Source organism: Pseudomonas sp. FSL R10-0399 (assembly GCF_009600165.1).
GTDB classification, from domain to species: domain Bacteria; phylum Pseudomonadota; class Gammaproteobacteria; order Pseudomonadales; family Pseudomonadaceae; genus Aquipseudomonas; species Aquipseudomonas helleri.
The window spans coordinates 74,535-99,491 of record NZ_WIWK01000005.1 but is presented as its reverse complement, the minus strand read 5'-3'; the positions used below and the strand labels follow the sequence as shown (position 1 = coordinate 99,491).

22 protein-coding genes are annotated in these 24,957 nt (G+C 55.4%); 16 read left to right on the top strand and 6 right to left on the bottom strand.

Translation table 11 applies throughout. The features are described 5' to 3' along the window. Positions 1-143: 143 nt before the first annotated feature. Positions 144-494 (bottom strand): DUF6124 family protein, encoded by a 351-nt coding sequence (locus GHO41_RS02825; RefSeq protein WP_153432904.1) that lies wholly within the window; start codon positions 492-494, stop codon positions 144-146. Between the two features lie 464 nt (positions 495-958). Between GHO41_RS02825 and GHO41_RS02820 the strand changes: the two genes are divergently transcribed. From GHO41_RS02820 to GHO41_RS02805, 4 genes are all read left to right on the top strand, one after another. Then, positions 959-1,222: a CopG family ribbon-helix-helix protein gene (locus GHO41_RS02820; RefSeq protein WP_048368765.1), complete on the top strand. Its 264-nt coding sequence runs from the start codon at positions 959-961 to the stop codon at positions 1,220-1,222. After that, a complete protein-coding gene (locus GHO41_RS02815) occupies positions 1,185-1,475 on the top strand; it encodes a type II toxin-antitoxin system RelE/ParE family toxin (protein ID WP_082158066.1) in 291 nt (96 codons plus the stop codon). The genes GHO41_RS02820 and GHO41_RS02815 overlap by 38 nt, the downstream gene beginning before the upstream one ends. Positions 1,476-1,752: 277 nt before the next feature. After that, complete coding sequence (locus tag GHO41_RS02810) at positions 1,753-1,992, top strand: type II toxin-antitoxin system RelB/DinJ family antitoxin (protein ID WP_153390601.1); 240 nt, start codon at positions 1,753-1,755, stop codon at positions 1,990-1,992. Next, positions 1,982-2,269: a type II toxin-antitoxin system RelE/ParE family toxin gene (locus GHO41_RS02805; protein WP_048368767.1), complete on the top strand. Its 288-nt coding sequence runs from the start codon at positions 1,982-1,984 to the stop codon at positions 2,267-2,269. Before GHO41_RS02810 ends, GHO41_RS02805 begins: the two co-directional genes overlap by 11 nt. A 154-nt stretch (positions 2,270-2,423) precedes the next feature. On the opposite strand, the gene GHO41_RS02800 is transcribed toward GHO41_RS02805, so the two are convergent. Next, on the bottom strand, positions 2,424-2,879 hold the full coding sequence (locus GHO41_RS02800; RefSeq protein WP_153329965.1) for a GNAT family N-acetyltransferase: 456 nt from the start codon (positions 2,877-2,879) through the stop codon (positions 2,424-2,426). A gap of 323 nt (positions 2,880-3,202) precedes the next feature. On the opposite strand from GHO41_RS02800, the gene GHO41_RS02795 reads away from it, so the two are divergent. The 3 genes from GHO41_RS02795 (at position 3,203) to GHO41_RS02785 (ending at position 5,969) form a co-directional block, all read left to right on the top strand. Then, entirely contained in the window at positions 3,203-4,465 is a 1,263-nt protein-coding gene (locus GHO41_RS02795) for an integrase arm-type DNA-binding domain-containing protein (RefSeq protein ID WP_105162707.1), read from the top strand. Between the two features lie 168 nt (positions 4,466-4,633). Beyond that, positions 4,634-4,906, top strand: coding sequence for a hypothetical protein (locus GHO41_RS02790; protein ID WP_177431167.1), 273 nt, complete (start codon positions 4,634-4,636; stop codon positions 4,904-4,906). 94 nt (positions 4,907-5,000) lie between these two features. Further along, on the top strand, positions 5,001-5,969 hold the full coding sequence (locus GHO41_RS02785; RefSeq protein WP_105162708.1) for a DUF932 domain-containing protein: 969 nt from the start codon (positions 5,001-5,003) through the stop codon (positions 5,967-5,969). An 82-nt stretch (positions 5,970-6,051) separates the two neighbouring features. Here the strand turns inward: GHO41_RS02785 and GHO41_RS02780 are convergent, their stop codons facing one another. Continuing rightward, positions 6,052-6,297, bottom strand: coding sequence for a helix-turn-helix domain-containing protein (locus tag GHO41_RS02780; protein WP_081007120.1), 246 nt, complete (start codon positions 6,295-6,297; stop codon positions 6,052-6,054). A gap of 126 nt (positions 6,298-6,423) precedes the next feature. Between GHO41_RS02780 and GHO41_RS02775 the strand changes: the two genes are divergently transcribed. Together GHO41_RS02775 and GHO41_RS02770 are read left to right on the top strand one after the other, a co-directional pair. Beyond that, on the top strand, positions 6,424-6,783 hold the full coding sequence (locus GHO41_RS02775; protein WP_137206429.1) for a hypothetical protein: 360 nt from the start codon (positions 6,424-6,426) through the stop codon (positions 6,781-6,783). Between the two features lie 174 nt (positions 6,784-6,957). Further along, positions 6,958-7,647 (top strand): hypothetical protein, encoded by a 690-nt coding sequence (locus GHO41_RS02770; protein ID WP_256678659.1) that lies wholly within the window; start codon positions 6,958-6,960, stop codon positions 7,645-7,647. Between the two features lie 932 nt (positions 7,648-8,579). On the opposite strand, the gene GHO41_RS02765 is transcribed toward GHO41_RS02770, so the two are convergent. From GHO41_RS02765 to GHO41_RS02755, 3 genes are read right to left on the bottom strand one after another with little or no spacing between them, the layout of a single operon-like run. Further along, a complete protein-coding gene (locus GHO41_RS02765) occupies positions 8,580-11,207 on the bottom strand; it encodes a DEAD/DEAH box helicase (protein WP_153432903.1) in 2,628 nt (875 codons plus the stop codon). Continuing rightward, positions 11,204-13,195: a hypothetical protein gene (locus GHO41_RS02760; protein ID WP_153432902.1), complete on the bottom strand. Its 1,992-nt coding sequence runs from the start codon at positions 13,193-13,195 to the stop codon at positions 11,204-11,206. Before GHO41_RS02760 ends, GHO41_RS02765 begins: the two co-directional genes overlap by 4 nt. After that, entirely contained in the window at positions 13,192-14,478 is a 1,287-nt protein-coding gene (locus GHO41_RS02755) for a hypothetical protein (protein WP_153432901.1), read from the bottom strand. Before GHO41_RS02755 ends, GHO41_RS02760 begins: the two co-directional genes overlap by 4 nt. Positions 14,479-14,907: 429 nt before the next feature. Here GHO41_RS02755 and GHO41_RS02750 point away from each other — a divergent pair, with 429 nt between their 5' ends. The 7 genes from GHO41_RS02750 (at position 14,908) to GHO41_RS02720 (ending at position 24,919) form a co-directional block, all read left to right on the top strand. Beyond that, the gene (locus GHO41_RS02750) at positions 14,908-15,330 is read left to right on the top strand and encodes a hypothetical protein (RefSeq protein ID WP_153432900.1); all 423 of its coding nucleotides are present in this window, start codon (positions 14,908-14,910) and stop codon (positions 15,328-15,330) included. 71 nt (positions 15,331-15,401) lie between these two features. Then, positions 15,402-17,159: a dynamin family protein gene (locus tag GHO41_RS02745; protein ID WP_153432899.1), complete on the top strand. Its 1,758-nt coding sequence runs from the start codon at positions 15,402-15,404 to the stop codon at positions 17,157-17,159. After that, positions 17,156-19,393, top strand: a complete 2,238-nt coding sequence (locus GHO41_RS02740; protein WP_105162716.1) for a dynamin family protein — start codon at positions 17,156-17,158, stop codon at positions 19,391-19,393. Before GHO41_RS02745 ends, GHO41_RS02740 begins: the two co-directional genes overlap by 4 nt. Next, positions 19,390-21,318 (top strand): dynamin family protein, encoded by a 1,929-nt coding sequence (locus GHO41_RS02735; RefSeq protein ID WP_153432898.1) that lies wholly within the window; start codon positions 19,390-19,392, stop codon positions 21,316-21,318. The genes GHO41_RS02740 and GHO41_RS02735 overlap by 4 nt, the downstream gene beginning before the upstream one ends. Positions 21,319-21,409: 91 nt before the next feature. Continuing rightward, positions 21,410-21,748: a YkvA family protein gene (locus GHO41_RS02730; protein ID WP_137206418.1), complete on the top strand. Its 339-nt coding sequence runs from the start codon at positions 21,410-21,412 to the stop codon at positions 21,746-21,748. A gap of 130 nt (positions 21,749-21,878) precedes the next feature. Next, a complete protein-coding gene (locus GHO41_RS02725; protein WP_153432897.1) occupies positions 21,879-22,529 on the top strand; it encodes a HEPN domain-containing protein in 651 nt (216 codons plus the stop codon). Positions 22,530-22,828: 299 nt separating this feature from the next. Further along, entirely contained in the window at positions 22,829-24,919 is a 2,091-nt protein-coding gene (locus GHO41_RS02720; RefSeq protein ID WP_153432896.1) for an ATP-binding protein, read from the top strand. Positions 24,920-24,957: the final 38 nt, after the last annotated feature.

Here is a 24,957-nt window from a genome sequence, read left to right as displayed (position 1 = left end):
ACACACCAACAAAACCAAGGTGCAGTACATTCGGAGCCAATTCCTGGAGATAACAGAGCCGGATTTAAAAGTGATCTGCCAAGGGCATACAAAAGACCGCAACAACAGAAGTGACGCGCCTGCTGCACTCAGGCGCGTGCTGCTTAGTGCGTCGTTAAACCGTCCAGCGATTTGTCGACATACGCTTTGGCCAGCTCCACCAAATGCATGACCGACAACACCAGATGGCGCGGGTGCCCGCTCAAGCCATTCCCCGCCTCACTCGCCGAAGCACCCGCGCAGCGCAACAAGTCTGACGCTTGGGCCAAAGCCGCTTCTAAATTGACGCTGTCCGGGATGGCATACGTGGCCTGATCCACGTGCCGTAGAGGCTTATGGTTGAGCAGGTAGTAATCGAGGGCGCGATCCGTGGCGGCACGGTCTAACGACAATTCATCGCACTGAGCAGCATCTTGCAGGGTGGGTATGGGTGGATCAGGGACTAGCTTTTTCATAGATACAACTCCCAGGGTCTCTTAAGGAGCTGTCACTTATCGCTACTAAACGAATGGGTGGCAGCCGTACGCAGGTTAGTAGACCGGTGCCCCAGGAACCCGGCGCGCCACAAGGGCGCCCTGCGCACGGCCACCATAAAACGCTGGCCGAAAAAAGGCGCCTCGCGGAGGTGGCGCCTTGCGCCTGGGGGAACACGGGCTACTAAACCCGACCGCTGATTTTCAGCGATGGGCCGAGACTATTCCCCGAACTGCACAGGCACAAGCGAATGGAAGTTTCTAGGATGTTTCACCGGATTGAAAGGGAAGCGTCGTACGAAACGGCTGATTTTGAGGCTGTACGCTACCGTGAAATAGCGCTGCGTTCGTCTGAAGTTACCAGAAGCTGCTGTTCTAACGATTGCCCAGGGTTTACAGTTTTTGAATTCGTATACGGTGTATACATTTGAACTTAGGAGCCAATCATGGCATCGCCTGTGTTGTCATTCCGTGTTGAAGAAGGATTGGTCGAACAACTTGACCAGCTGTCTCAAGCCACTGATCGCGACCGCCAGTACCACCTCAAACGTGCGTTGGCCCGCTACATTGAGGCCGAGTCCTGGCACATCAAAGCCATTGCCGAAGGCATAGCCGACGCCGACGCAGGCAAATTGACCGATCTCAGCACCATCAAAGCTAAGTGGGTAGACCGTGCCAAACATCGCACTGACAGACAAAGCGAGCAGTGATCTTGACTCGATTCACGAGTATTACGAGTCACGCTTAGGCGCTGCTGCAGCGGATGCCGTGCTTGGCCAGATCATCGAAACACTGGAGCAACTGCAAACGTTTACCGGCCTCGGACGCCCTTCACAGACGCCCGATGTTCGGGAGCTGATTCTGGGCAAATTCCCGTTTATTGCGCCGTACCGGCTGATGAATAGCGAGGTGCAGGTATTGCGTATTCTTCATCAGAGGACTGAGCGGCCAGATGATTGGTGAGGCTGCTACGGCCTTGGAAAGATTAAATATCAAAAAAGCCAGGTTGACTGGAACAAGTGAACGGATATTCCCAAGATATTTCGCCAGATTGAAAGAGAAGCGTCTTACGAAACGGCTGATTGTGTGCAGCTAAGCTCACCTGACGGATCAACCTCTATTTGATCTAGTCACGGGAGGCAAATTGAATAATGTGAAAAGCTCTACTGCCGAATGGCACTTGCAAAATAAGCTCGCTAGCACCACCGTAATGACAAACGTCATTACAGGAATCAAATCCATGGCATCTATCAACATACGCGTGGACGATGATCTCAAAGCTCGCGCCTATCAAGAGCTTGAACGCCTGGGTGTCACCCCCTCAGAGCTGATGCGCCAGGCCTTGCAGTACGTAGCAGAACGCGGCCAATTGCCCTTTCGCCCGATGCTCATGACCGAGGAAGACGAAGCGCTCCTGAACACCGTTCGTGAACGCTTGGCTGACCCTAAACGGGTCAAAGTGACACTGGATGACCTTTAGCCTTGAGTTTGACCAGCGCGCACTCAAAGAGTGGCAAAAACTCGGAGATACGGTCAGGCAGCAATTTAAAAAAAAGCTGGCTGAAATATTGATTAACCCACGCGTAGAGGCCAACCGCCTGCGCGATTTACCCGACTGCTACAAAATCAAGCTGCGCAGTGCGGGCTACCGCCTGATCTATCAGGTCATTGATCAAGAAATTGTCGTGTTCGTCGTTGCCGTGGACAAACGCGAAAACGATGCTGCTTATGACAAGGCACAAGAACGTCTTAAATAGAATCAACCAGCTTAGGATTCTTAACTAACAATCCCAGTGCGTAGAGTCTTGAAAAACACTAAAACCCTCCCCGCCCACTCCCCAGACTTGCCCCAGAAAAAACAGCGGTTCGTGTTTACCTAACGCTGCGGGAAAAGCGGATGAGCACCACGGACTAACCCGCAAGCGGCTTTTCCATAATGATGGTGCGCTCAGCCCCATAAAATTCGTCCCGGATCGTTTGATAGCCCAACGCCGCGTAGAAGCTCTGCGCTGTAATCGACGATGGCACTCGTAAAGCGCCAACACCAGCGCTGACAGCAGTCGCGTGAATGACATCCATCAACGATCGGCCGATACCTTTACCTTGGTGGGCAGGATCAACGAAAACACTTCTAACTACATTACCGTCGAGGCTTGCAGTGCCAGCAATAGTCTCGCCCAGCAAGGCCACGAAAACCTTGCGTTTGTCGAGTAATGCGCTGATAGCTTCAGGTGCAAAGCTGCGCTCAACCTGGGCAATGATCTCAGGCGAATAATCCTGTGAATTTGTGCCACGCAGAGCGGCGATCACGACACGGCTTATCGCAACTGAATCGTCCAGGGTTGCGGAGCGAATCTGACAGTCCATTTGGAAACCTCGATCATTAACGATCCAGCTTAGCTCAAGGCAATGCGCCTTCACCCACGGCTAATCCTTTAACCTTTTTCCAGACGCCAAAAACCACAAACCCCCGACTTTCTCTTGGAAAATCAGGGGTTTGTGTTTACTTAATGTGGCGGTGAAGGAGTCCGCCAAATTAAAGTCCACCAGAAACTCAATAAGCCTTACAACCCTTTATATTTAGGCACTTTTAAGCCTATCATCGTCTCAAGACATCCACCAAAATTCGCCACCTTCCTAGCCTTTGTGGGGGAACAAATGGGGGAACAATATAGTTAAAGGATATTCCCATGGGAAAGCTGACCGCTAAGCAAATTGAAAATCTGACGACCCCGGGTACCTACGAGGACGGAGATGGCCTACGTCTCCTGATCAAGCCCAATGGGAAAAAATACTGGGTACTGCGCTTCCAGCTCTCCGGAAAGCGCAGGGAGATGGGGTTAGGCACCTATCCTGCAATCGGCCTAAAGGAGGCTCGACAAAACAGCAGCGACAAGCGCCGTTTACTGCGCGATGGTATTGACCCCTTACAGGCCCGTGACGATGAACGAGCGGCACAGGTGGCCGCTGAGCAGCAACGTAAAAGCAGGTCCATCACGTTCCAGGACGTGTCAGTTGATTACATAGAGGCTCATCGTGCTGGCTGGAAAAACGTCAAACACGCCCAGCAGTGGACTAACACACTAGCTACTTACGCCGCTCCCGTCATCGGTGACCTCGCCACCAACCAGATCACCACCGAGAACATCCTTGAAATTCTAAAACCCATCTGGGGCAGCAAAGCCGAAACAGCTAGCAGGGTTCGCAACAGAATCGAACTAGTGCTCGATGCCGCCAAAGCGCGTGGACTACGAGACGGTGAAAACCCAGCACGTTGGCGTGGACACCTCGACAAGTTGTTGCCGCCGAGTTCCAAGGCCAAACGTACCCAAAACCACCCGGCATTACCCTACTCGGAATTGGCTCGCTTCATACAGGCACTTGATAGTGTCGAAGGACAATCCGCCTGCGCACTCAAAATGACTATCCTCACTGCCTGCCGAACCAGTGAGGTTCTTGAGGCTGACTGGAGTGAGGTTGATTTGAAAACCAAGCTATGGACGATTCCGGCGATACGAATGAAGGCGGGGAAAACTCATACCGTGCCGCTATCTGATGCGCTAATCGCACTGCTCGAAACTCTCCCACGAATCAAAGGTAGCTCATTGCTGTTTCCAGGGGCTCGTAAAGGTCGACCCATTAGCAATATGGCTATGTTAATGACCTTGCGTCGCATGGACCAAAAAGACCTGGATGATGGTGGCATGGGCTGGCGAGATAGCAATGACAGGGTTATTACTGCTCACGGGTTTCGCAGCACATTTAGGGACTGGGCTGCTGAATGTACGCCCCATGCACGCGAAGTCTGCGAGATGGCTTTGGCTCACGTTGTCGCTAACGGTGCCGAGGCCGCTTACTGGCGCAGCGACTTGCTGGAAAAGCGCCGTGTACTGATGGCTGATTGGGCCGACTATGTAACCCTCAAGGTGCATGGATCAACCACTGCTGAGTAATTTCTGGACCCTCGTAGGATGAAATGAATGGCGCAATGCCGCTCGATTCAATTGAAAAATAATTCAGTCACACATCACCGTAATGACATCCCCACCATGGAGTTTCAAACCATGTCATTGCAGTGCCCTCGCTGTAACTCACCTAAAATCGCCTCACTCCATCAGGCTATGAAAATTAGCGCGGCCATTGGCACCCTAGGCGGCGCTGCTCGTGGCGCCAGCGCCGCACTTGCAGGCAGTCAGGCAGGTGCACTTATCGGCGCTATGGCCGGTCCTGTCGGCATAACCCTCGGCTCGGTATCAGGCGCAATCCTCGGTGGCTTGGCCGGCGCTGTCGGCGGCTGTGCGCTCGGCGCCCAATTTGGTGAGTCGCTAGATCGCCATGTACTCGCCCACAACCTCTGCCTGATCTGTGGGCATCGCTTCAATATACCGGTTTAACCCCCTTACTCCTCCCCCTCTTTTTATCTCCGCCCGGACGGTACTACGCGATGCGTGGAGCTTATGCCGGCTAGCCCCCCAAGGAAAAGTAATCATGGCTCACCTTATCGAAACAATGGCCTACGTCGGACAAGCACCATGGCACGGTCTCGGCTCTGCCCTTTCACCAAAACAACCTTTGGAAATCTGGCAGCGTGAAGCCGGCATGGATTGGCAGATTCAGGAAAGCCCGGTTCACTTCAAAGCTGACGCCATCGGACACCTGGGCACCATTCATTCGTTTGCAGAACAGAAGGTGCTCTTTCGTTCTGACTCCAAAGCCCCACTATCAGTAGTATCTCAACGCTACCAAGTGGTCCAGCCCCGCGAAGTCTTGGAATTTTACCGAGACCTGACTGAAGTGTCCGGCTATGAGCTGGAAACCGCTGGAGTGCTCAAAGGCGGTCGTAAGTTCTGGGCGCTAGCGCGAACGGGACAAAACACCGCATTGAAGGGCAATGATCAAGTCAATGGCTATTTGTTGCTCGCGACCTCCTGTGACGGCACGCTCGCCACCACGGCCACGCCGACCAGCGTTCGCGTGGTCTGCAACAACACTTTGACCATCGCACTGGATGGCACCACTCGCGCAATCAAGGTGCCGCATAGCACCCGCTTCGATGCTCGGGTCGTCAAAAAGCAGTTGGGTGTAGCAGTCTCGCAATGGGACGAGTTCATGTATCGCATGCGCGTGCTGGCCGAGCGTAAAGTCCAGTGGCATGAGGCAATGGGGTTCTTCATGAACGTACTGTGTGACGTAACGCCCAATAGCAAATTACCTGAAGTCCTGCCCAACGAACGCGCCCTGCGCAAGGTACAAAGCCTGTACGAGGGACTCGGTCGTGGCGCAACGCTTGAGTCGGCGCAAGGCACTGCCTGGGGTCTGCTGAACGCCGTGACCGAGTATGTCGACCACGAGCGCAGAGCACGTAGCACCGAGTACCGCATGGACTCCGCTTGGTTCGGCCAGGGGGCGCAAATCAAGCAAAGGGCATTGGAGGCAGCCCTGCAACTCGCGACCTGAAATGCCTTCTCCCCTCCAACCATAACGCCCGTTCAGCACCGAGCTCAACGGGAGTTTTTATGTCCGCAACCATATGACGAAATCACAAACCTGCTTCGAAAAGCAAATCTGACGGCTTACATTGCAACGCCGTTGCAATTCGGAGAATGTTCAAAAAAGTAACATTTCTCTCTCCCCGCTCAATTTTCCCCATGTGGGAACGATCAATCCCAGCAGCATCTGCCAAGGCTTCTTGCGACAGCATATGTCCTAGTCGTCGCGCACGTACTACCGCACCAAGCGCTACCAGGTCACCGTCTTTATCGTGGTTTGCAGAGATTCTTGCCATGTCGAAAATCGTCGCGCTATGATGCTTTCACGACCACGGCATTTACGACCCTTTTTTAATATTTCTGTGACTCTGAGTAGAGCTAGCAGAAGGCCTTCCTACCCACCAATACGGAGAATTTGAAATATGTCTCTACCAACAGTAAATGGATTGAATGAATTTCAAATAGAAACCCTTCTAAAAGCCAAAAAATCTTTTGAGATTGTAGGCTTGCGAAGCCAATTTACTAAAAGCGTGATAATTGTCGAAAAAAAGATAGAAAGCTTAGATTTAAAGTGTCGGGTAAAAATCGATATTAAAGGTGCTATAGCTCAAGGCGGCATTCTGGGCACTATAATTGGAATATCTTCTCTACCTGTCGGCGCCGTCTTAGCCGCCACGGCTACTGTGGCCAGCGCTGGCCACACTCTAGCAACTTACAATCCCGACTACGAAATCATAAAAGACTACGCCAATAAAAAACTAAAAGTCATCTACAAGAAATAGCAGCCGACGAAATCAAACTCCACTCCTGCGCACACTTCAGAGCTTAATAAATTGAATACAAAATCTGTCATACTAAAAACAGCCAGCCTTATTTCGTTCGCACTCTCTGTAAACGCCCAAGCAGAAGTTGACTACGGGTACATGTATCCGCCCATACTACCAAATGAACAAAGCATGAACGATTTACCTTATGCTATTCCGTGTGCAGAGGCTAAAAATCAGTTTGGAGCAAAATTTTACCGTTGCACTTGGTATGCCCTTCCAAGGAATATTACACAGTGGAATGCACAGCAACAGCGTAACGTTACTTTCAGCAACCATATCAGCGGCAAATGTGTACGAGGCACTTGCCGTGCATCCAATGGCTCAGGTATCTATGGAATGTACGGCCAAGATCTCCGCTTTAGTCTCTCCATTTACTATTACATCTATGAAAGTGAGGATGGTTATCCGATTGCCTATCGTATGGATGGCGGGCCAAATAAAAAGGGGAAAGAGGTTACCTACGCTCAAGCCCGTACAACACTTCAGGACTTCTTTCTTGATCACGGCATCAACAAAACGAGCGCAAAAGACGCTATTGCTGCCTACTCGTTGGATGCGACGAGTGATTCGTCAGTCGATGAGGTGCCACAGGTCGAAAAGACACCAATGACAAAACCCACAAAAATCATCGAAGTAAAAGAAGCTTGGTGCAACCCGCGTGCAGACGATGAGTGCACCATAAATGGGAAGAAAGTAGCAAAGTCTGAGCTAAAGCAATACCTGCCAGCGGTTTATGAACTAGAAGTACTCAATGCGGGTGGGTATTGTGAGCACCCGATTTGCTATGACAAAAATGACAAACCGATTGGCATCAACTAACGTAAAGGCACGGAGTTTTTCGTGCCTTTATTTTTTCTTAAAATGCAAAGATAGCAGATTTAATTTAAAGCAACTAAGCAATAGCAGCCGACTCATTTACCTTCATCTGATACCGCTAATGCACAGCAACATGCCCGCAGCAAATTTCAACCGACATATATACCGCGCAAGAGTGACCGCCTCCAACAGCATGGCATCACCTTATTTTACACCCAAAAGCCTGCGGCTAAAAAGTTTAAAACTAATTAAAAGCGATCAAAACAATCACAAACTCGCATATTTACCAAAAGTTTATTAAGAAGCTCTTCCCTCAAACACTCAGCCCCCTGCTGGTGCGTGAACCAACTGATTACGAATGCTCCGCAACTCCTTGATCCAGTTTCGCGCCTCTCTCGTGAAACGCTCGACACTGGCGCTCCACCTCTAATCAGGCACGCGAAGGACGGCAGCTAGGTCAAGCCTCTTCATAGATCGGATTCGCTTCTCTTCGACGCGTCGTTGCTGTTGAAGGGGTAAACGATTGACAATATTATCGACCCACCCTGCCCCCTGCGCGGTAAGCTTTGTTTCCAACCTCCACGCTATTATTCCTCCAGACGCTATAGCAGCTCGTTCATCCCGGAGCTCCAAAAAAACTTTTTCATTGGTATCCACATGCTTCGTTTGAGTTTCAGTCACGAGTTTGAGCGCCTCGAGTCAAAAACCCAACTTCGCCCAGTATTTTTTTCGAGCCATGATTACTCTTGGACTTACTCATGACGGCATCACTTGAATCTAATGTTCCTTATCATGCTCGAACTAGTTAATAATTTAAGCCCTCTTCTTTCCAAAGCCAGGATAGTTCTATAGAAGAGGGACCTAAACTGACGCGCATTCGAGCGAGGAACTCGATCAACACATCGCCGCGGCGACAATCTCCGTTTTACCTGCGTTTATCGCCGCGAAGGCGAAAAGCTAGGCGCACTTGCCTGCAGTTTCTCTAACACCTTCTGGTACGCCAAATCCCCCTCAGCCTCTCGAGCAGGGATCACTTCTCCATGTAACTGAGCACGCAGGTCATCCCAACGCTCCAACAGAACCTTCCAGTTATGCTCGTCGTAAGTCCCTCGAAAGATCACCGGATGCACATCAATACGCGGCAGCTCTGAAGCTGGACTCCCCCGTTCCAGCGCCTCACCCAACCGGCGGCTCCAATGACTGCCCACACGATCGACTCGGCCTATCTGTTGTTCGACCACCCCGGGGTTCCACTCCGGGTGCATGAGGATGACGGTCTTGCATGCCAGATGCAGGTTGAGGCCTTCGCGGCCGACGGTAGATTGGGCTACGAGAACACGGGGAAAGCTATTCGGGCGGTTGAAGGCCAGTTGCAACAAGCGGCGGGTAGATTGTTCAGTGCCGCCGTACATCAGGCGAGCGAAACCTCCCTCCTGGTGGGCAAACTCAGGCTGTAGACGGGCGAGTAGCAGTTCCCATTGCAACGCAATTTCGCCGGTATCCGGTGTGTGGGGATTGTCGTCCGTGTGCTGGTCGCCGGCAGCGCTCAGCAGTTGGCAAAAGGCGGTGCACGCTTGCTCAGGCGTCAGATGTTCGACGTCCCCGCCAGTGAAGTCGAGGATCGCCCGGGTAAACAGCGCTACGGGATGTTTCTCGGCGGTGCCCACCAGATCCTTGTTGAGCTCAGCCTCCTGAAGGCGTTTGAACATTGCGCGGGATACCTGCTCATGTTCGGGGAGGCCCGCATCCAACCAGCCGAGCAGACGCCGGCGTAGCTGCTCACGACGTGTGCTGTGGGTGCTGTATTGATTGGCCAGCAACTCAGGGATGGAGCTGAGTTTCAGCCGGCAATTCAGCTGACGGTGCGCAATCTCCACTGCTACCCATTCCGAATGGTCATCGGACTCGTCGGCACGAGCATGGATTACGCTCTGCGGCCAGTAACGGCCGGCCTCAAGGCTACGTAGCATTTCACGCGCGTTCAGCAGCCGGACCAAGGCCCTCATGGGTGCGGTGAAACGGCCGAACACCAGCACCTTTTCCTCTTGTTCGTGTGCGGCTTCGATGGCCGTGATGGTGGCCAGGATTGCCGGGTGCTCGAACAAGTGGTGGGGATTCTGAAACGCCTGAGCAGCCGTCTTCAACCACCACTGCACGCGTTGCTGGCGCTTGTCATCGACCGCGCTGGACTGTCCGTCATTCGGCAGGGCAGAAGGCCCCGCTGGTTCATTAATTTGCGCCAGAAGGTCAGCGATGCCATGCCCATTGGCTAGGGTCAATCGCAAGCGTTTGGCCGTTGAGTTTTCGTCCAGTCGCGAGGCCACGGACAGCGCCTCGGTTGCGCACACAGCCTGTCGCCAAGGTAACTTCAGCGTGCGTACATCCACAATGACGGGCTTTTGGGTGTTGCGATAGCTTTCCCCTTGAGTTTCTTGGGCGAAGCGTGAAACGTCGGCGTCTTCACGTTTATCCCGGCGCAGCAGATAGGGGCTCAACGTCGATTGAAAGGCACTCGCTGCAGCCTGATATTGTTGACGGGCCGTGTCGCTGGAACGCCAATGAGCTCGTAGATGACGGATGGCCTGCGCAAAGTCGTTGATCACAGGCTGAAGTTGATCGCGCACTTTTTCGTCGAGACCAAGCCGTTCGAAGGTTTGCCGCCATTGCTCGGCATCCAGCTCCACAGGAGTCGCTGTCATGCACAAGCGACGGCTGTGCTGAGTTCCCTGCACCAGGTTACCGAGCAACCGGCTCAGGCCGCTGTCGGTGCCGCGACTTTTGTGGGCCTCGTCGATCACCAGCAGGTCGAAGGAGCCCAGACCAAACCCGACCACCTGCTCAAGCCAACTCCGATGAGGAGTACCGCGGCGGTAATTGGTGTGAGTATCGGGGTTTGGCCAGAAATGCCCGGTCGTGACGTCAGTCAACCAGGTGTAAGCGGGGTGCGCGGCGTCTTCGCTGATACGCGCAACAATGCTGGCAGCGGCTCGCTTGACCCTTTCATCATAAGAGCCTGACAGGTGGTAGCCATTTGGATACTTGAAACCTGCCTCCTTGCGCCAGCGTGCGAAGACTTCCGGCACCAACTCTCTGCGCCAGCGCGTTGCATTCTCGCCCATACGCCAGTTGGCAAAGGTATGGGACAGCACCAGGATTGGCTCCTGAAACCATGGCTTTTTATCAAGAACCTCTTCGGCACTTCTGGCTTCAAAGTAGCCGTGCAGACCACGCAACATAGCGGGAGTTGTAACGCCTCCCAGTTTCAACTCGGCCTGCCACTGATAGCCCAGCCCTGGCGGGGCGATGACGGCGACTCGACCGCCAGCGTCCTTGACTGCGCGAATCAGCTCGACAGCGATACGGGTCTTGCCCATACCCACTTCATCGGCCAGCACTACCCCGTGTTCGCCAATACGATCGGCCAACGCATGCAGGCTGGCTCGCTGGCCTGGATTCAGGTGCGCAGCCGCCTCACCCGCGTCATCTGCGACTTGTTGCTGTTGCATCGCCCGTTCGCGCAGTGAGGCCGCAACGGCTGCCCAACTGAAGGCTATCCGCTTCATGGCAGGACCCCAAGGGGATGTGAGGTGTCGAGTTTCCAGTGGGCCTCGATATTGCTCAGTGCGGTTTCGTAGCGCTTCCCTTCCGGATGGTCCGCTGTCTCGGCAAAACAAGGCCTGAACGCAGGTTGGCGCAAGGCATGAATGGGGTTGATTTCGAGTGCCAGAAACTGCTGCAACAACCCGCAACCGGCGGCCTGAATAAGTGATTGCTCCAGTCGGGCGCACCACACCGGCCAATCCCGAGGCTCCAGAGCAGTTTGTTTCGCTGCGATGCCTTCGATCAGTTCCATAATTTGCCGGATCGGGTAACGCGCCGCTTCTTTTCCTGGCGCAATGGCTCCCTGTTTGTCGGCAGAGCGCTTGCTATCGTCGAACGCGTCGGGCAGTTCTTCTTCACTGGGCGACTGTGGAAAACTATCGAGTTGCATCCACGCATCCTCCAGGCTGATTTCTGGCAGCTCGGTGGCAGCCAACCGGCCAAACCCATCCAGCACTGGCACCGTCATAACATGCGTTGTACCCGCATCTTGCCAGCTGACAACCACCTGCCGCGGTCGTGGTCCGCACCAGGCGAAGCCTTGACCCTCAACATATGCACAAGGCTGTCGCGACGTATCCAGCACTGAGTAATCGCCCCGCGAGCGATCATCGGCGCTCAACCAGCCTTGCTCTGGTGTATCCGTGTCCCGCCACATCAAGTAAGCCACGGGCGCTGCGCTGAACACCTCGCTCCCCACCTCAAGATCCTTGCCTTGCTGCAGCGTCTCAGGGACGCATTCCTGCTCCCACTGAATCGGCAGGTAATAGCCAATCGATTCGGGATCAGTTCCCCCCGATTTTGCCGGGTACCAGTTCAAAGGCGTCGGAGCGAATACCACCCCGGCCTCAAGGTTGCCCGTCGATCGCCCCATCTTCAGGGTGAAGCCTTGCCGGGTAAGATTGCCCGAGCCAAGGTACAGCCATGGGCCGGCTGTTTTTTCCGAATGCCCGGTCTCGCTGGCGCTGAAAATGAATTTGGCATGCAAGGTGCGTTTTTGCACGTCAGGAAAGTAGGCCGGCTGAGCCGCAGGTCGTACGCTGACGCTGGCAGCCGTCAAGTTCGCGGCTGCCGCTGCAATGCCCTGGCAGCTCGCCTCGTTGACAAACAGATCTACGGTGCTGGTCGCCGTCAGCAGACGCGGTTCTCCTTCTTCACCGCGCAAGCGCCTGATGATGCTCAACGGGACCGATGCATGCTCACCGAGCATTGAAGACTCATAAAAACCCGAGCCCATGGCCAAGTAGTTACGCGCCGTTTCTCGACCCGAGGCATAAACGACTCTGGCTGGCAGTTGGGCGAGCAGCGACGCTTTTCGGTTATCGAAGAAACGCGCGTTCAATCCGGAAGCTTTCGGCTTGACCTGTTTGAGCAGGATCGCATCCATATCCGCCACGGCCTTGGCTGTCAGCGGATTGGCAAGCAGCGCACGGTCGTCGTAATGCTCACGTAGCCACAGCAGTAAACTCCAGGCACTGCTGATATCTGTCCGGACCTGCTGCGTTGCCTCGGTGGGTACTACTAGTTCGTCGCTGCACACGTCCAGGCGCCAGATCAGGTCAAGGCTCTGCTCTAATGTCTGCCGGGTCCAGTTGCCGGTGGACACAAGCAAACGCAAACACCAGGCGTCGCTCTTGTTAGTGCTGCGGTAACCCAGCACCGCGACCTTGGCGTGCATCAGGTTGAATGGCAAATCGGCTTTCGCCCAAGGTAAATGCAACAGGCCCGGCACTTCGACCGGGGTAATCTGGATCGCGCGCGGGTCCAGCATCAGTGCCAATAGCGTTTCCCCGGCATAGGCACGCTGATTGGCTTGCTGATGGCTGAAACGCTCAAGCGCATCGTTGAGAAACCTGTCGTCAGCCGAAAAGCCGCACAGCCAACCGAAGTGGCCAGTAAAACCGTCCGGCGTTTCGAAGTGTTGGGCCAGAGAGGCAGGAGCATTACTCATAGACTTACCTCTTCAATGGCTACTGCTGGAGCCGGGGTGAGCCAGGCGCTCAATTGACCCTGGAGATCCAGGTCAAGTCGATGCAAGCGACCTACGCGATGGGAAATCCAGGCTGGCAGAGCGGCTTGGGCCTCGATAACAGCCTGGCCAATATCGACCTCCAAAACCTGATGTTGGAACGCACCGCCAGGCAGAATGTCCTTGCCTTGCAGACGCAGAACCCGACCGTCTCGGCTCACCAGACTGGCCAACAGGTTCGAACTATCAGGATCCGTACACTCATGGCAGAAGGTCGAGGCGACAGGATCGATTCGCTGCCGCTGAGGGTTATCCAAAAACAATCGGGCCATTTCGCGCAAATGGGTGATGTGCGTCGAGATGCGTTCGGGCAGGACACGCCCTAACTCGAACCGCTGCGTGCTCAACACCGCCATGTGCTGCTCCACCGCGTTCAGCACGTCGTAGGCGGCATCCTGCACTTGAAAAAACAGAGCACCATAATGCAAGTCGTTCCAGTGTTCGGGATCGATTTCATCGGGTCGCTCGGCCCAATCGAACACGGCTTCCGGTTTGGCGTGACGAGCCCGTACCCAGCCACGTATGGCTGCACGTCGCAAGCCACCGCTAGCTGGCGAGAGCTCCGCATCGATGCGGCGAGACAACAGCGCACGGGCCTGTGCGGGTAATACTTGCAGAGGCGAGAGCAGCCCGGAAACGGGGGCTTTCAACCTATCTACAGAATCGCCTCGTTGTGCCCACTGCGCCAACTCCTCTAACAGCGCTCCGTCATCCCCACAGCAAGCGTTAACGAATTCATGACCAAAGGCCGTGCAGGCAAAGGCATTAAATCGCTTACCCTGCGCGCGCACCAGCCCCAGGGCCAACAATGCCTGGCCGGTCCCCATTCGCATCGGTTGGCTGACATAGAACCCTGGCTTGCACAGTGTCTTGAAGTTGAAATTCGCCTTGCCGCGCAGTTTTTCCGAACCCCGCACCCGGGCATCACCCTGGCCATTGTTCTGTTTGAGCGCGTAGTAGCAGCCCAACGCTTCAATGGCGTTGGCCGCGTCAATATTCGAGACATTCGATTTGCGCTCGCGCAACTTCTGCGCGAGTGCGATACCCAGCATCGCCAAGAACAGCTGTTTGGCGTACCACACGCCGCCCATGCCAGGGACAGCGCGCTCGTTGTACTCACGCACTGCGGCGCCAATATCAAGCGTGCGGGTGCGTCTCTCGCCATCCAATTGCTCAGGACCAGAGAGTCCCCAGGTCATGCTCATAAAAGGCTTCCTTTGCGTTTGCAGCGAGTCAGCATGTGGGCTAGCGCATGGCCATTAAAGGTAGCAAAATGCCATAATCTCGTCCACGTCGGCTTCGCAGGGAACTTCATGATCGACCTTGCAAGTCCCAACTAAAGCTTGTCTGCCCCATGCCGATATCGTGCAGTAGATCTCTCGCAGGCACTCACGCCTACACGCACAAGGAAGTTGCGAATGTCTGTGGCCATTCTGATTTATCCACGCCTCATCTCTCTTCTCGTACCCCGCTGCCCTGTCGCTGAACGACTGGCCACAACCCGGCTGACTTCGCGGTGAGTACTACACACCGCGGCTCATACGATCCAGAGGTCGCGCGCGACACAATATGTCGTGGGCATGTTCGACATTTACTCGTCTTGTTTTACCTCTGAACCAGCGAGAGATATTCCCATGCATGAGTCCTTCTATCCGTCGCAGAAACGCTCGAAGCAGCCCACCTTGTTCCTGGCCATCGACATGTGGGGGATTGAAGGTGAGTACGCCGACGGAAACTGGCATGTCCTGCTACACAGATTCGCTCTGGACTGGAGCAAGAAACATCCAGACCAGGCAACGGCGACGCTATGGTCAAGCGTTCAACCCTGCAGCCTTTTTGCCAATGGATCGTCTTGCTACGTCTCCAGCAGCTCCAGGTTGCCCGATGCGTTTTATCAGCAACTGGAGAGCTTTCTATGCTCAGAGTTCGGTAACTGCGCCCGTATTGGTGGAGAAATCCAGGTCAATCCGGATGAGTGGCGGGTGTACCTGCACTTTGAGAACGGCGCAGTCTGGGAGAAATACAACGGCTATGAATGGAGGGAGCTTAAGTTGTGAAACGACTGGAGCCCCTCACCCACAACGATGTCCATAAACTTTTTTGATATACGCAAGGATTCGTACCGATCATGTTGAAAACTCAAAGCACTTACCTCAACTATCTGAAATCCATTTTGCCGCTCATTGTAGAAACCTCGATCCAGCCCGATGAGGTGACGCGGCTGCAGAACGATATCGAACATACCGAACTGCTAGTCCCCGTCATTGGTGCGTTCAGCGCGGGCAAGAGCAGCTTGCTGAATGCTTTTCTTGGGGAAAACGTCCTGGGTATTGGCCTGACTCCCGAAACCGAGTTGGCCACTGAGTTGCGCTACAGCAATGACCCGCATCTCCTGGCCATTCGCCTGGATGGCAGCAGTGAACGCCTGGACGTCAGCGCTCTTGCCGGTATCAAGACACGCGCCAACGAATTCACTCACCTTCAGTTGTACCTGGATAACCCGCGACTCAAAGCTTCGCCCTCGCTGGTGCTGGTTGATATGCCGGGCTTCGGCTCCTCATTAGCCAACCATAACAAAGCGATCGCGTATTACCTGCCCCGTGGCGTGCACTTCATCGTGGTGACCAGCGTGGAAGACGGCAACATCACTCAGTCGATGCTGCGTCAACTGGATGACCTGCTGACTTACGAGCGGGATTTCACCTTTCTGCTGAACAAGACCAACCTGCGTTCAGACGAACAAGTACAGGACGTGGCGGATCTGATGGATGAACAGATCAGGATCAACTTCGTCGATAGCCGCCCCCTGATACGCGTGGGGCTCAACGCGGATGTCCGCTTCGAGGAAGTCCTGACCCACCTTAATCCGGAACAGATCATCCGACAGTTGTTCGAGGATCGCCTGAAGGACGTGACCCACTCGCTGCTCAACCAGATCAACCTGTCAATTGCATCGCTGAAGAAAAGCAAAGCCGAAAACGAACACACCCTGAGCGAGTTAGCCAACGGCATACGGCAGATAGCACGCAAGCGAGATAACCTTCTCGAAGACTTGCGCGACCAACAGTTGGACCGGACCGTGGAGCATTGCCTGAGCGCCGTCGGTCATGAGTTGGACAATGTGCAATCGGAGCTGGTCAGTGCAGGCCTGGCGAGAAACCAGGAAGGTTTTTCGCGCATAGTTTCCGAAGTCGTCCGCGGCACCATGACGCGCACGATCAAGGATCAGATGGACAATCTCAGCCGCACGGTGGTCGCCGACTTTGCCCAGGCAATCGGTGAGCTGGGCCAGGAGATGGGGCAGTTTGACAATGAACAAAACTGGCTCGGCCAGATCACGGACAAAATCAGCCGCACACTGGAAAAAACCGAGCAAGCCTTGGGGCACTGGAATGGCTCCCTGGCAGAGCGTAACGCCCGCGAGCTCGAACAACTGAAAAAAGAGACCGGCTGGGAGGATGGCAAGCCACTTCCCCGTGTGACGTACCAGAGATTAGCCACAGTGCTAGCTGTCACCACCTCGATAGTCAACCCGGTGATTGAGCTGGCAATCATTTTCCTGCCGAACATCCTCGAGTTTTTCAACGAGGGTCGACAACGCGAGCAACTGCGCCAAAAGGTGATCAACGAGGTAATTCCGTCGGTCAAGCGTGAAATGCGCGAGCGCCTACGCACGCTGCTCAATGAGCAGATGGACGCCATGGTCAGCCAGATCAGCAGTGAATTCGAGCGCGAGATCGCGCAAAAGCAAACATTGATCGACCAAATGACCGCCACGCGTCACGACGATACCGCCGCCGCAGAACAGCAGATCGAGCTGTTGACGCGCGCCCGCGAACAGCTACAGGTGCTGGCAAAAAAAGCCCTCTACGAGGTGCAATCATGAACCCGCAACATGTTCTTGAACTGAATCAACGCCTCCATCTCTGGATGCAGAACTATAACTCGGAGCTGGCAAAAGACCTGGCGCCGCTGTTGCGTAAGCATGCCATTGACAGGCCTGAAGAACTGAGCAAAGCCTTCGACGAACTGGTCGAGGAGAACCGCCTGCTGCAGATCGGCGTCGTGGGACGCGTCAAGGCTGGGAAATCGTCGCTGCTCAATGCCCTGGTCTTCGACGGCCACGCAATTCTCCCCAAGGCCGCGACACCCATGACCGCCGCGCTGACCACCTTGACCTACGGCGACACGTTCAGTGCCAACGTGGAGTTCTACACGGCGGCGGATCGAGACAACATCCAGCAGGACGCCCAACGCTATGAACAGCGATACCAGGAACAAAAATCCAAGGCCCTGGAAGCCTTGCGCCAGCGGCGCCAGCGCAGCGGCCACCTGATCGAAGACGAGGGGTTTTACAGCGACGTCGAGAAGAGCGCGCGGCGTGCGCTGATGGGCGAACATACGCTGGTGGCGGCTCACGAGCAGTGGCAACACATCCGCCAATCCAACGTCGATCTTGGCGCACTCGAAAGCATACGCAGCTTACATGCGCCGGACGCCGCCGCCCTGGCGGTGCTACTGAGCGATTATGTCGCAGTGGGCGGCAATTACATGCCGCTGACCAAAAGCGTCGATATCTCCCTACCCCTGAACTCACTCCGTAACGTGCGCATCATCGACACACCGGGCCTCAACGACCCGGTGCAATCACGTGAAGAGCGCACCTCGGCTCTGCTGAAAAGCTGCGACGTGGTGTTTATCGTCAGCCCGTCCGGGCAGTTTCTCAGTGAGCAGGATATTGAGGTGATGAGCCGCATCACCAAGAAAGAAGGCGTCCAGGAGCTGATACTGATTGCTAGCCAGGTCGACAGCCAACTGTATGGCAGCGACATCCGTCAGCCAACACTTCAGGGAGCGCTCGACAAGATCACCCAAACCCTCAGCGTGCACATGGTGGACACCTTGCAACGCTTGAAGGCCCAGCATCCGGAGATCGGCTCGACCTTCGACAACCTGATTCAAGGAGGCAACGGTAAGGTGCTGTACACCTCTGGCATGTGCCACAGCCTATCGGTGCGATTCGACCAGCAGCAAGGCTGGGACAGTGCAGAGCAAAAAGCTTGGGATAACCTGCGTAGCAACTACGCTGACTTTTTTACCCCGGACCATGCCGAACGCTGCCGTGGCAACCTCGACTTGCTGGCGAACACCGCCAGACTGCGAGCGGCGTTGGACACGGTGCGTACAGAGAAAGACCGGATCATCGCCACACGCCGTGACGAACTGGTGCGTGCCAAGTCGGCAGCCCTCGAAGCTTTCCGCGCCGACCTGATGGCCTTCACCCACGCCAAGGGCCAGGAAGTCCGCAACGCCGATATCGAAGACCTCAAGTCTCAGCGTCGCAAACTCGGCAGTCTGATGAAGGTCGCGAAGTTTGAACTGGACAGCATGCTGAGCAAATGCTTGACCGAGTTTCGCGAGCAACTCAAGCGCGACCTTACCCGGGATCTTGAGTCGGCCTATACCGCCTCGCGCCAGGGCGTCGCTGGTGCCACCGAAGAAACCTCCAAGACCAGGGAAGTAGTGCGCGACAGCATGACCGCCAGGTTCGCCAACTGGGCCTGGGGGGGCGGCACCGAAACCGAGCACTACAAGATCTTCAAATTGCACTGCTGCCAAGTGCGCAATGAGCTGGAAGAGTTCGCTGAAGGGTTGAGCAGTACCCTGAAGCAATCAAGTGCAATCCTGACTAAGGCATTCCGCGAAAACCTGGTACGGGAGTCGACCAGAGTCGCCCGACAGCATTTGGGGGACGAGCTCGACGCTGGGTTCGTGATCAGCACCAACGAAGCGCTGGTTGCGGGTTTCACACTGCCGGTGTTCGAACTCAAAAGCCAGGAACTGCGCAAACTCAAGACGACCAAGAGCATTCTGCTGAACGACGAGGCGCGCCAGTTCCTCGATGACGCCAGGCATCTGCTCGATGAGCTCAAGGGCCAAGCCAAGCGTCAGATTCGGAATTTGACGGATGATGTCACCGACAAGCTGCCACCTTCCTACGGCGATCAGTTTTTCAGCGACATGCACGAGCGTATCGCCCAGCTGGAAGCGCAGGTCGAGAACGCGCTGCTGACCCTGGACCGACTGAATCGTATGGCCCAGGAACTGGAGGCTGCATGAACACCGAACTATTCGCACCGGCGTTGCTGGCGCAACTGGACAAGATCGGCCAGCTATTCGTCTGGCGGCGAAAGGCGCTGCGCGACAGTGTGCTCGAAACACTGCAGGCGGCGGATCGTAGCCATCAGGTACTGATGCTCGACTATCAGTCGACCCTGGCACGCCTGGAAGCCCTGACGGTCAAGCACGACCAACTGACCGAGCACCAGGCCAGCACCGCCGCCGAACTGAGCGACACCCACCAGACATTGCAACGCGTACATCAGTCCCTGACCGAGGCGCTGGACCAGCAGCAACAGGACCGGGAGCAAGCGCGAGTGCGTTTTGATAACCTGTCGACACGCCATGCACAACTGGTCCAAGAGCGCAACAGCATCGAGACTGCACGCGAAGCGCTCGAACAGGACCTACATCAGACCTGCCTGGCGCTACAAACTGAAAAAAACCGCGCAGATGAACTGACCGAGGATTGCCTAGACTTCAAGACCCGTCTCGCCACCCTGAACCTGCAACATGAACTACTGAGCGCCCGCCACGAGTCCACTGTCGCCGAGTTGAGCAAGGTGCAGCAGACGCTGGAACAATCGCGCGTCGAACTGCACGCCAGCGGCGAAGCACTGGATCTGTTGCAACAGGCGCATACCCAGGAGCTGCAGCAACACGCGCAACTGGCAAACGAGTTCCAAGTCTTGAACCAACGTCACGGCGACACTTGGACCCGCTTCCAACTGATCTCGCGCCTGCTCGCCGCACGCCCCCGCGACAGCGCAGGGCTCGCTCGTTTCAGAGATTTGCTGACGAACGACTACATGACATTTGCCGACAGTGAGTCCTCCTTGGGCGCGGAGGCCAAGGCGGTCAAGATGCTCCAGTCTATCGAGCAGGAACTGGCGTTGCTGGTAGGTTTCCCAGACGTTCACGAGCGGACGATTGTCGGGATTGTCGGGGGTTTCAGCAGCGGTAAATCAGAGTTCATCAACAGCTTTATCCGCGATCCCGAGGTGCGCCTGCCCGTCGGTTTGCAACCTGTCACTGCGATCCCTAGCTATGTGTTGGCGACTGACCAGCGAATGATTCGCGGGTACTCGGCAAACGGCGGCCATATAGAGCTGGATGTCGCGTTCTACAAAAATATCTCCCATGCCTTTATCAACTCGTTCAGCTTCGACTTGAAGAGCTTGATGCCCTTCATGTGCGTAGGCGTGCAGATGGCCCCGGAGTACTTCAGCAACATTTGCTTCATCGACACACCGGGCTACAACCCACCCGCCACTGCCGCGGAACATAGCCAGGGAGACCGGGGGACCGCTATCCAGTTCGCCCAGCAGTCCGAGGCGATCATCTGGTTGATCGGCCTTGACGCCAACGGCACCGTACCGGTGTCCGACCTGAGCTTTATCCAGGACATCGGCGTGGACCAACGCTCGGTGTATGTCGTGCTGACCAAAGCCGACTTGCGTCCCGACGACGACATCGAGGACATCATGGATGAAGTGCAGGAAGTGTTGTTCAGCGAAGGTATCAGCGTCGTAGGGATTAGCGCTTACAGCTCCACTCTGCGTAATGAAGTTGCCTATCGGGACGTCCCGTTGTTGGAGTATTTCTCCCGTATCAACCAGCCCGGCGACGCGCGACAACACCTTGAAGGTCGACTTCTGGAGGTGTTCACCATGTATGACGATGCTATCCAAGCGGACATCGATGGGATTCGCGCACAAAAAACTGCCGTCAACGGACTGCGGCTCGACTGTCTGGAGATCGGCGGCACGGATGTCTACGGACGGATGCTAGAGCCTATTGCCAAACTCGACCGCAAGCTGGACACAGCGCCCCAGGAAAGCTGGCTCAAGGAGTCCAGGCGGTTGCTAGAAGACTTCAGCACCGCGGTGCGCATGACCGCAGAACTACAAGAAACACAGACCTAGAGGACGGTCACGAGCGCTGGGAAAAAACCGGTCGCCTCGCAACCTCTGCCACAGACCCAACACAAACTTCGACAACGCAAGCGAGCGCAACATGTCAGACAAGGCCTTTGAAAAAGAATACTCGGACGACTCATTCTGGGAAAAAGTGAAAACCTATGCAAAATCTGCAGGCGAGTCCGCGCTGGAACCAGCACTGAAAATGTACTACGCGGCAACCGACGTTGACACCCCGACCTGGGCGAAGACCACTATCTATGGCGCCCTTGGCTACTTCATTTCGCCGATTGACGTCATCCCAGATATCACACCTATTCTAGGCTACACCGACGACATCGGCGTGTTATGTGCAGCGTTGGCCGCGACCGCGACCCATATCAAGGCAGAGCATGTGACCAAGGCGAAGGAAACTTTGAAGCAGTGGTTTTCCTGATCTGACCGTGAAGTCCTACCCCAGATATCCCTTGGGGTAAGGCTTCGGCATGAACAGATACAACCCATCAGCTTCCTGGCGTAGCCCCGATCCATAGCTCCCTCTCCATCTTTCCTGAAGAGTCAATCTCATGGATTACCAAACCCTCAAGGCGCGTCACCGACTTGAACGCGACAACCATCACGTTAACCTGACATTGCGTGTGCACCGATCCTTGAGCTGGTTGCAACGCGCCGAACAAGCTGACGATCCGGACGGTCGCTTCGTGTTCCTATGGATTGCCTTCAACGCCGCTTACGCAACAGACATCGACGAGAACTACCGGCTATCCGAACAGGAAACCTTCCGAGCCTTTCTGCGCAAGCTTTGCGATCTGGATCGCGAACGGCAGATAGAGAAACTGGTCTGGTCCGAGTTTTCGGGAAGCATCCGCGTGTTGCTGGATAACCCATACGTTTTCCAGAGTTTCTGGGATCACCAAAACGGTAAGATTACCGAACAACAATGGAGCGAGCGTTTCGCCGACGGCCGACGCAGAGCGCAGTCTGCCCTGGCACAACGAGATACAGCCGATGTACTCGCGGTACTTTTCAATCGCATCTACACCTTGCGCAATCAAATCATGCATGGCGGTGCGACCTGGGATAGCAGTATCAACCGACCACAATTGCGCGATTGCGGCAAACTACTCAGCAAGCTCGTGCCTTTGATCATCCATCTGAAGCTGGAAAATCCTGACACGCTCTGGGGTGATGCCTGCTATCCGGTCGTGCAGTCCTGAGTGTCAGGGTTATTCAATCCCTGCCACTGGCGGCCTTGCGCCAGACATCGCTCTCTCGCTCCATCTGCTTGTACTTCTGGTAAGATCAAAGCTCTTTTTGAGTACCACGACCAAACCCACAGATGCTAGTACGTTCTTTAGCATCGCCACTCTCTCTGGTTCATTTTGTGGATTTCAGATTAAGACTCAGGAACGACAGATTGTGTCGGGCCGGAATCTTCACTGCCCTCAACTACCACGACACATTCTGACCACCCCTCAGCCCATCCTGTCATCTCCACAGCATCAGGACATTCAGCATGGGAACCCGCCTCACCCCCTTCGCCCACGACAGCTGCCGGGCTGCCGACACTTGTGGACTCTCGCTGAAGTGGAGTTACCAACTGCTGCTGGACCTGGGGGGGCATCGGAATTTAATCAGTCGACACGGCTTCAACGATGATGATCTGGCCCGTGAGGTTGGTCTGGCCAAATGGGTAGACCGAGAGGAGTACAGCCCACCGCAGGCCTTGTCGGCCCTCCGTCGAGCCGCTCGCGCTTTCGAGGCAAGCAATCCGGATACACCTTACCCGGATCGCCTGGGGCGCAATCTGGAGGCATTGGGGACATTGTTGGGGCTGGAAGAGGCAGAGTTGCGGGTACTGGGTTTCTGCGTACTGATGCATATCGACCCGGTGCTCTGTGATGCTACCGATCAGTTGGGCATGGTGGGATTCAACCGTGCCATGAAAGTCCTCGCGGTATTGTTAGGTCTGCAACTCCCCAAGGTCGAGGCCTGCCTGGCGAGTAATAGCCCCCTGATCCGGGCGGGCTTGCTGGAGGTGGGGAGCAATTCCCGCGCCTCAACAGCACTGAGTTCGATGTTATCGGTGAGTAATCAGGAGCTTCCCGGCCTGCTGCGATTCAGCAAAGGCACATCACTGAATTTGTTTGCTTATGCCTTTCGCCTGAGTCCGCCAGGCAGCCTGAGCCTGGAGCACTACCGACACATCAAACAGCCACTGAACATCGCCGAACGCTACTTGGCCAAAGCCTTGGCACAGGGCCGTCAAGGAGTGAACATTCTGCTTTATGGTCCGCCAGGCACCGGCAAGACTCAGCTCAGTCGACTGCTCGCAAAGAGCCTGAGCAGCGCGCTTTATGAAGTGGCCTGCACGGACAGCGATGGCGATCCCGTGCATGCAAAACAGCGTCTGTGCTCCCTGCGCGCGGCCAATAGCGTGCTGCGCTCGCAACGGGCCCTGCTCGTACTGGATGAGATCGAAGACATCTTTCAAACCGCCAGCACCGACGCTCATAGTCGCTCACAGAAGGGTTGGATCAATCGCATGCTGGAGGAGAATGCGCTGCCGTGTTTCTGGTTGAGCAATAGCATTAAGGCTATCGACACTGCACATCTACGTCGCTTCGATCTGGTGATCGAGATCCCCAACCCGTCCTTGGCGCAGCGCAAGCAGATGCTCCATGAGTGTGGCGGGGGCAAGTTGAGTGATCAGTTGATAGAGCATCTCAGTGCCCATGAACAGGTGACACCGGCGGTGCTGGAGCGAGCCGTACGAGTAGGCCGCAGCGTAGGAAACCGCGCGAGCAAGACGCTGGACACGACGATCCGTTGCATCGTCGACGGAACCTTGAAAGCACAGGGTCTCGACAAGCTGCAACATGACGGCGGTAGCAGCTTGCCCACCTTCTACTCTCCGCAATGGATCAACGCAGATCATGCTCTTGACGGCCTAGTAGACGGACTACGTGTCCATCCACAGGCACGCCTGTGCTTCTACGGTCCGCCAGGCACCGGTAAAACTGCCTTTGGCCAATGGCTGGCGCAAGAACTGGGCAAGCCGTTGATGGTCAAGCGCGTCTCCGACCTGGTTTCACCCTATGTCGGTATGACGGAGCAGAATCTGGCGGGCGCCTTCGAGCGCGCACAACAGGAAGACGCAGTGCTACTACTCGATGAGGTTGACAGTTTTTTGCAGGACCGGCGCAAGGCGCGGCAGAGCTGGGAGGTGACCGCGGTCAATGAAATGCTCACGCAAATGGAGAGCTATCAAGGGCTGTTCATTGCCTCGACCAACCTGATCCGAGACCTGGACGAGGCTTCCTTGCGGCGCTTCGATCTGAAGGTACATTTCGGCTACCTTGTCACCGCCCAGGCCCAGGCGTTGTTTGCCGCACACTTGAAAGCGCTGGCCTTGAAAGACCCGCAGCACAGCGCAGCCAATCGCTTGCGAGGTGAGGCGCATCTGACCCCGGGTGACTTTGCGGCAGTGGCGCGCCGAGGTCGTTTCAAGCCATTTGCCAGTGCCGACGAGCTTGCGGAGGCGTTGCTGGCCGAGTGCCGACTCAAATCCGCGGGGCAGCAGCGCCCAATCGGTTTCATACATTAACCAGCCTAAAGGTTGCCGGGTTGTCGCCGATAGGCAGA

Coding starts and splice junctions, on each gene's coding strand:
- GHO41_RS02825 (WP_153432904.1), bottom strand. CDS start 494: ATGAAAAAGCTAGTCCCTGATCCACCCATACCCACCCTGCAAGATGCT.
- GHO41_RS02820 (WP_048368765.1), top strand. CDS start 959: ATGGCATCGCCTGTGTTGTCATTCCGTGTTGAAGAAGGATTGGTCGAA.
- GHO41_RS02810 (WP_153390601.1), top strand. CDS start 1,753: ATGGCATCTATCAACATACGCGTGGACGATGATCTCAAAGCTCGCGCC.
- GHO41_RS02805 (WP_048368767.1), top strand. CDS start 1,982: ATGACCTTTAGCCTTGAGTTTGACCAGCGCGCACTCAAAGAGTGGCAA.
- GHO41_RS02800 (WP_153329965.1), bottom strand. CDS start 2,879: ATGGACTGTCAGATTCGCTCCGCAACCCTGGACGATTCAGTTGCGATA.
- GHO41_RS02795 (WP_105162707.1), top strand. CDS start 3,203: ATGGGAAAGCTGACCGCTAAGCAAATTGAAAATCTGACGACCCCGGGT.
- GHO41_RS02790 (WP_177431167.1), top strand. CDS start 4,634: ATGAAAATTAGCGCGGCCATTGGCACCCTAGGCGGCGCTGCTCGTGGC.
- GHO41_RS02785 (WP_105162708.1), top strand. CDS start 5,001: ATGGCTCACCTTATCGAAACAATGGCCTACGTCGGACAAGCACCATGG.
- GHO41_RS02780 (WP_081007120.1), bottom strand. CDS start 6,297: ATGGCAAGAATCTCTGCAAACCACGATAAAGACGGTGACCTGGTAGCG.
- GHO41_RS02775 (WP_137206429.1), top strand. CDS start 6,424: ATGTCTCTACCAACAGTAAATGGATTGAATGAATTTCAAATAGAAACC.
- GHO41_RS02770 (WP_256678659.1), top strand. CDS start 6,958: ATGAACGATTTACCTTATGCTATTCCGTGTGCAGAGGCTAAAAATCAG.
- GHO41_RS02765 (WP_153432903.1), bottom strand. CDS start 11,207: ATGAAGCGGATAGCCTTCAGTTGGGCAGCCGTTGCGGCCTCACTGCGC.
- GHO41_RS02760 (WP_153432902.1), bottom strand. CDS start 13,195: ATGAGTAATGCTCCTGCCTCTCTGGCCCAACACTTCGAAACGCCGGAC.
- GHO41_RS02755 (WP_153432901.1), bottom strand. CDS start 14,478: ATGAGCATGACCTGGGGACTCTCTGGTCCTGAGCAATTGGATGGCGAG.
- GHO41_RS02750 (WP_153432900.1), top strand. CDS start 14,908: ATGCATGAGTCCTTCTATCCGTCGCAGAAACGCTCGAAGCAGCCCACC.
- GHO41_RS02745 (WP_153432899.1), top strand. CDS start 15,402: ATGTTGAAAACTCAAAGCACTTACCTCAACTATCTGAAATCCATTTTG.
- GHO41_RS02740 (WP_105162716.1), top strand. CDS start 17,156: ATGAACCCGCAACATGTTCTTGAACTGAATCAACGCCTCCATCTCTGG.
- GHO41_RS02735 (WP_153432898.1), top strand. CDS start 19,390: ATGAACACCGAACTATTCGCACCGGCGTTGCTGGCGCAACTGGACAAG.
- GHO41_RS02730 (WP_137206418.1), top strand. CDS start 21,410: ATGTCAGACAAGGCCTTTGAAAAAGAATACTCGGACGACTCATTCTGG.
- GHO41_RS02725 (WP_153432897.1), top strand. CDS start 21,879: ATGGATTACCAAACCCTCAAGGCGCGTCACCGACTTGAACGCGACAAC.
- GHO41_RS02720 (WP_153432896.1), top strand. CDS start 22,829: ATGGGAACCCGCCTCACCCCCTTCGCCCACGACAGCTGCCGGGCTGCC.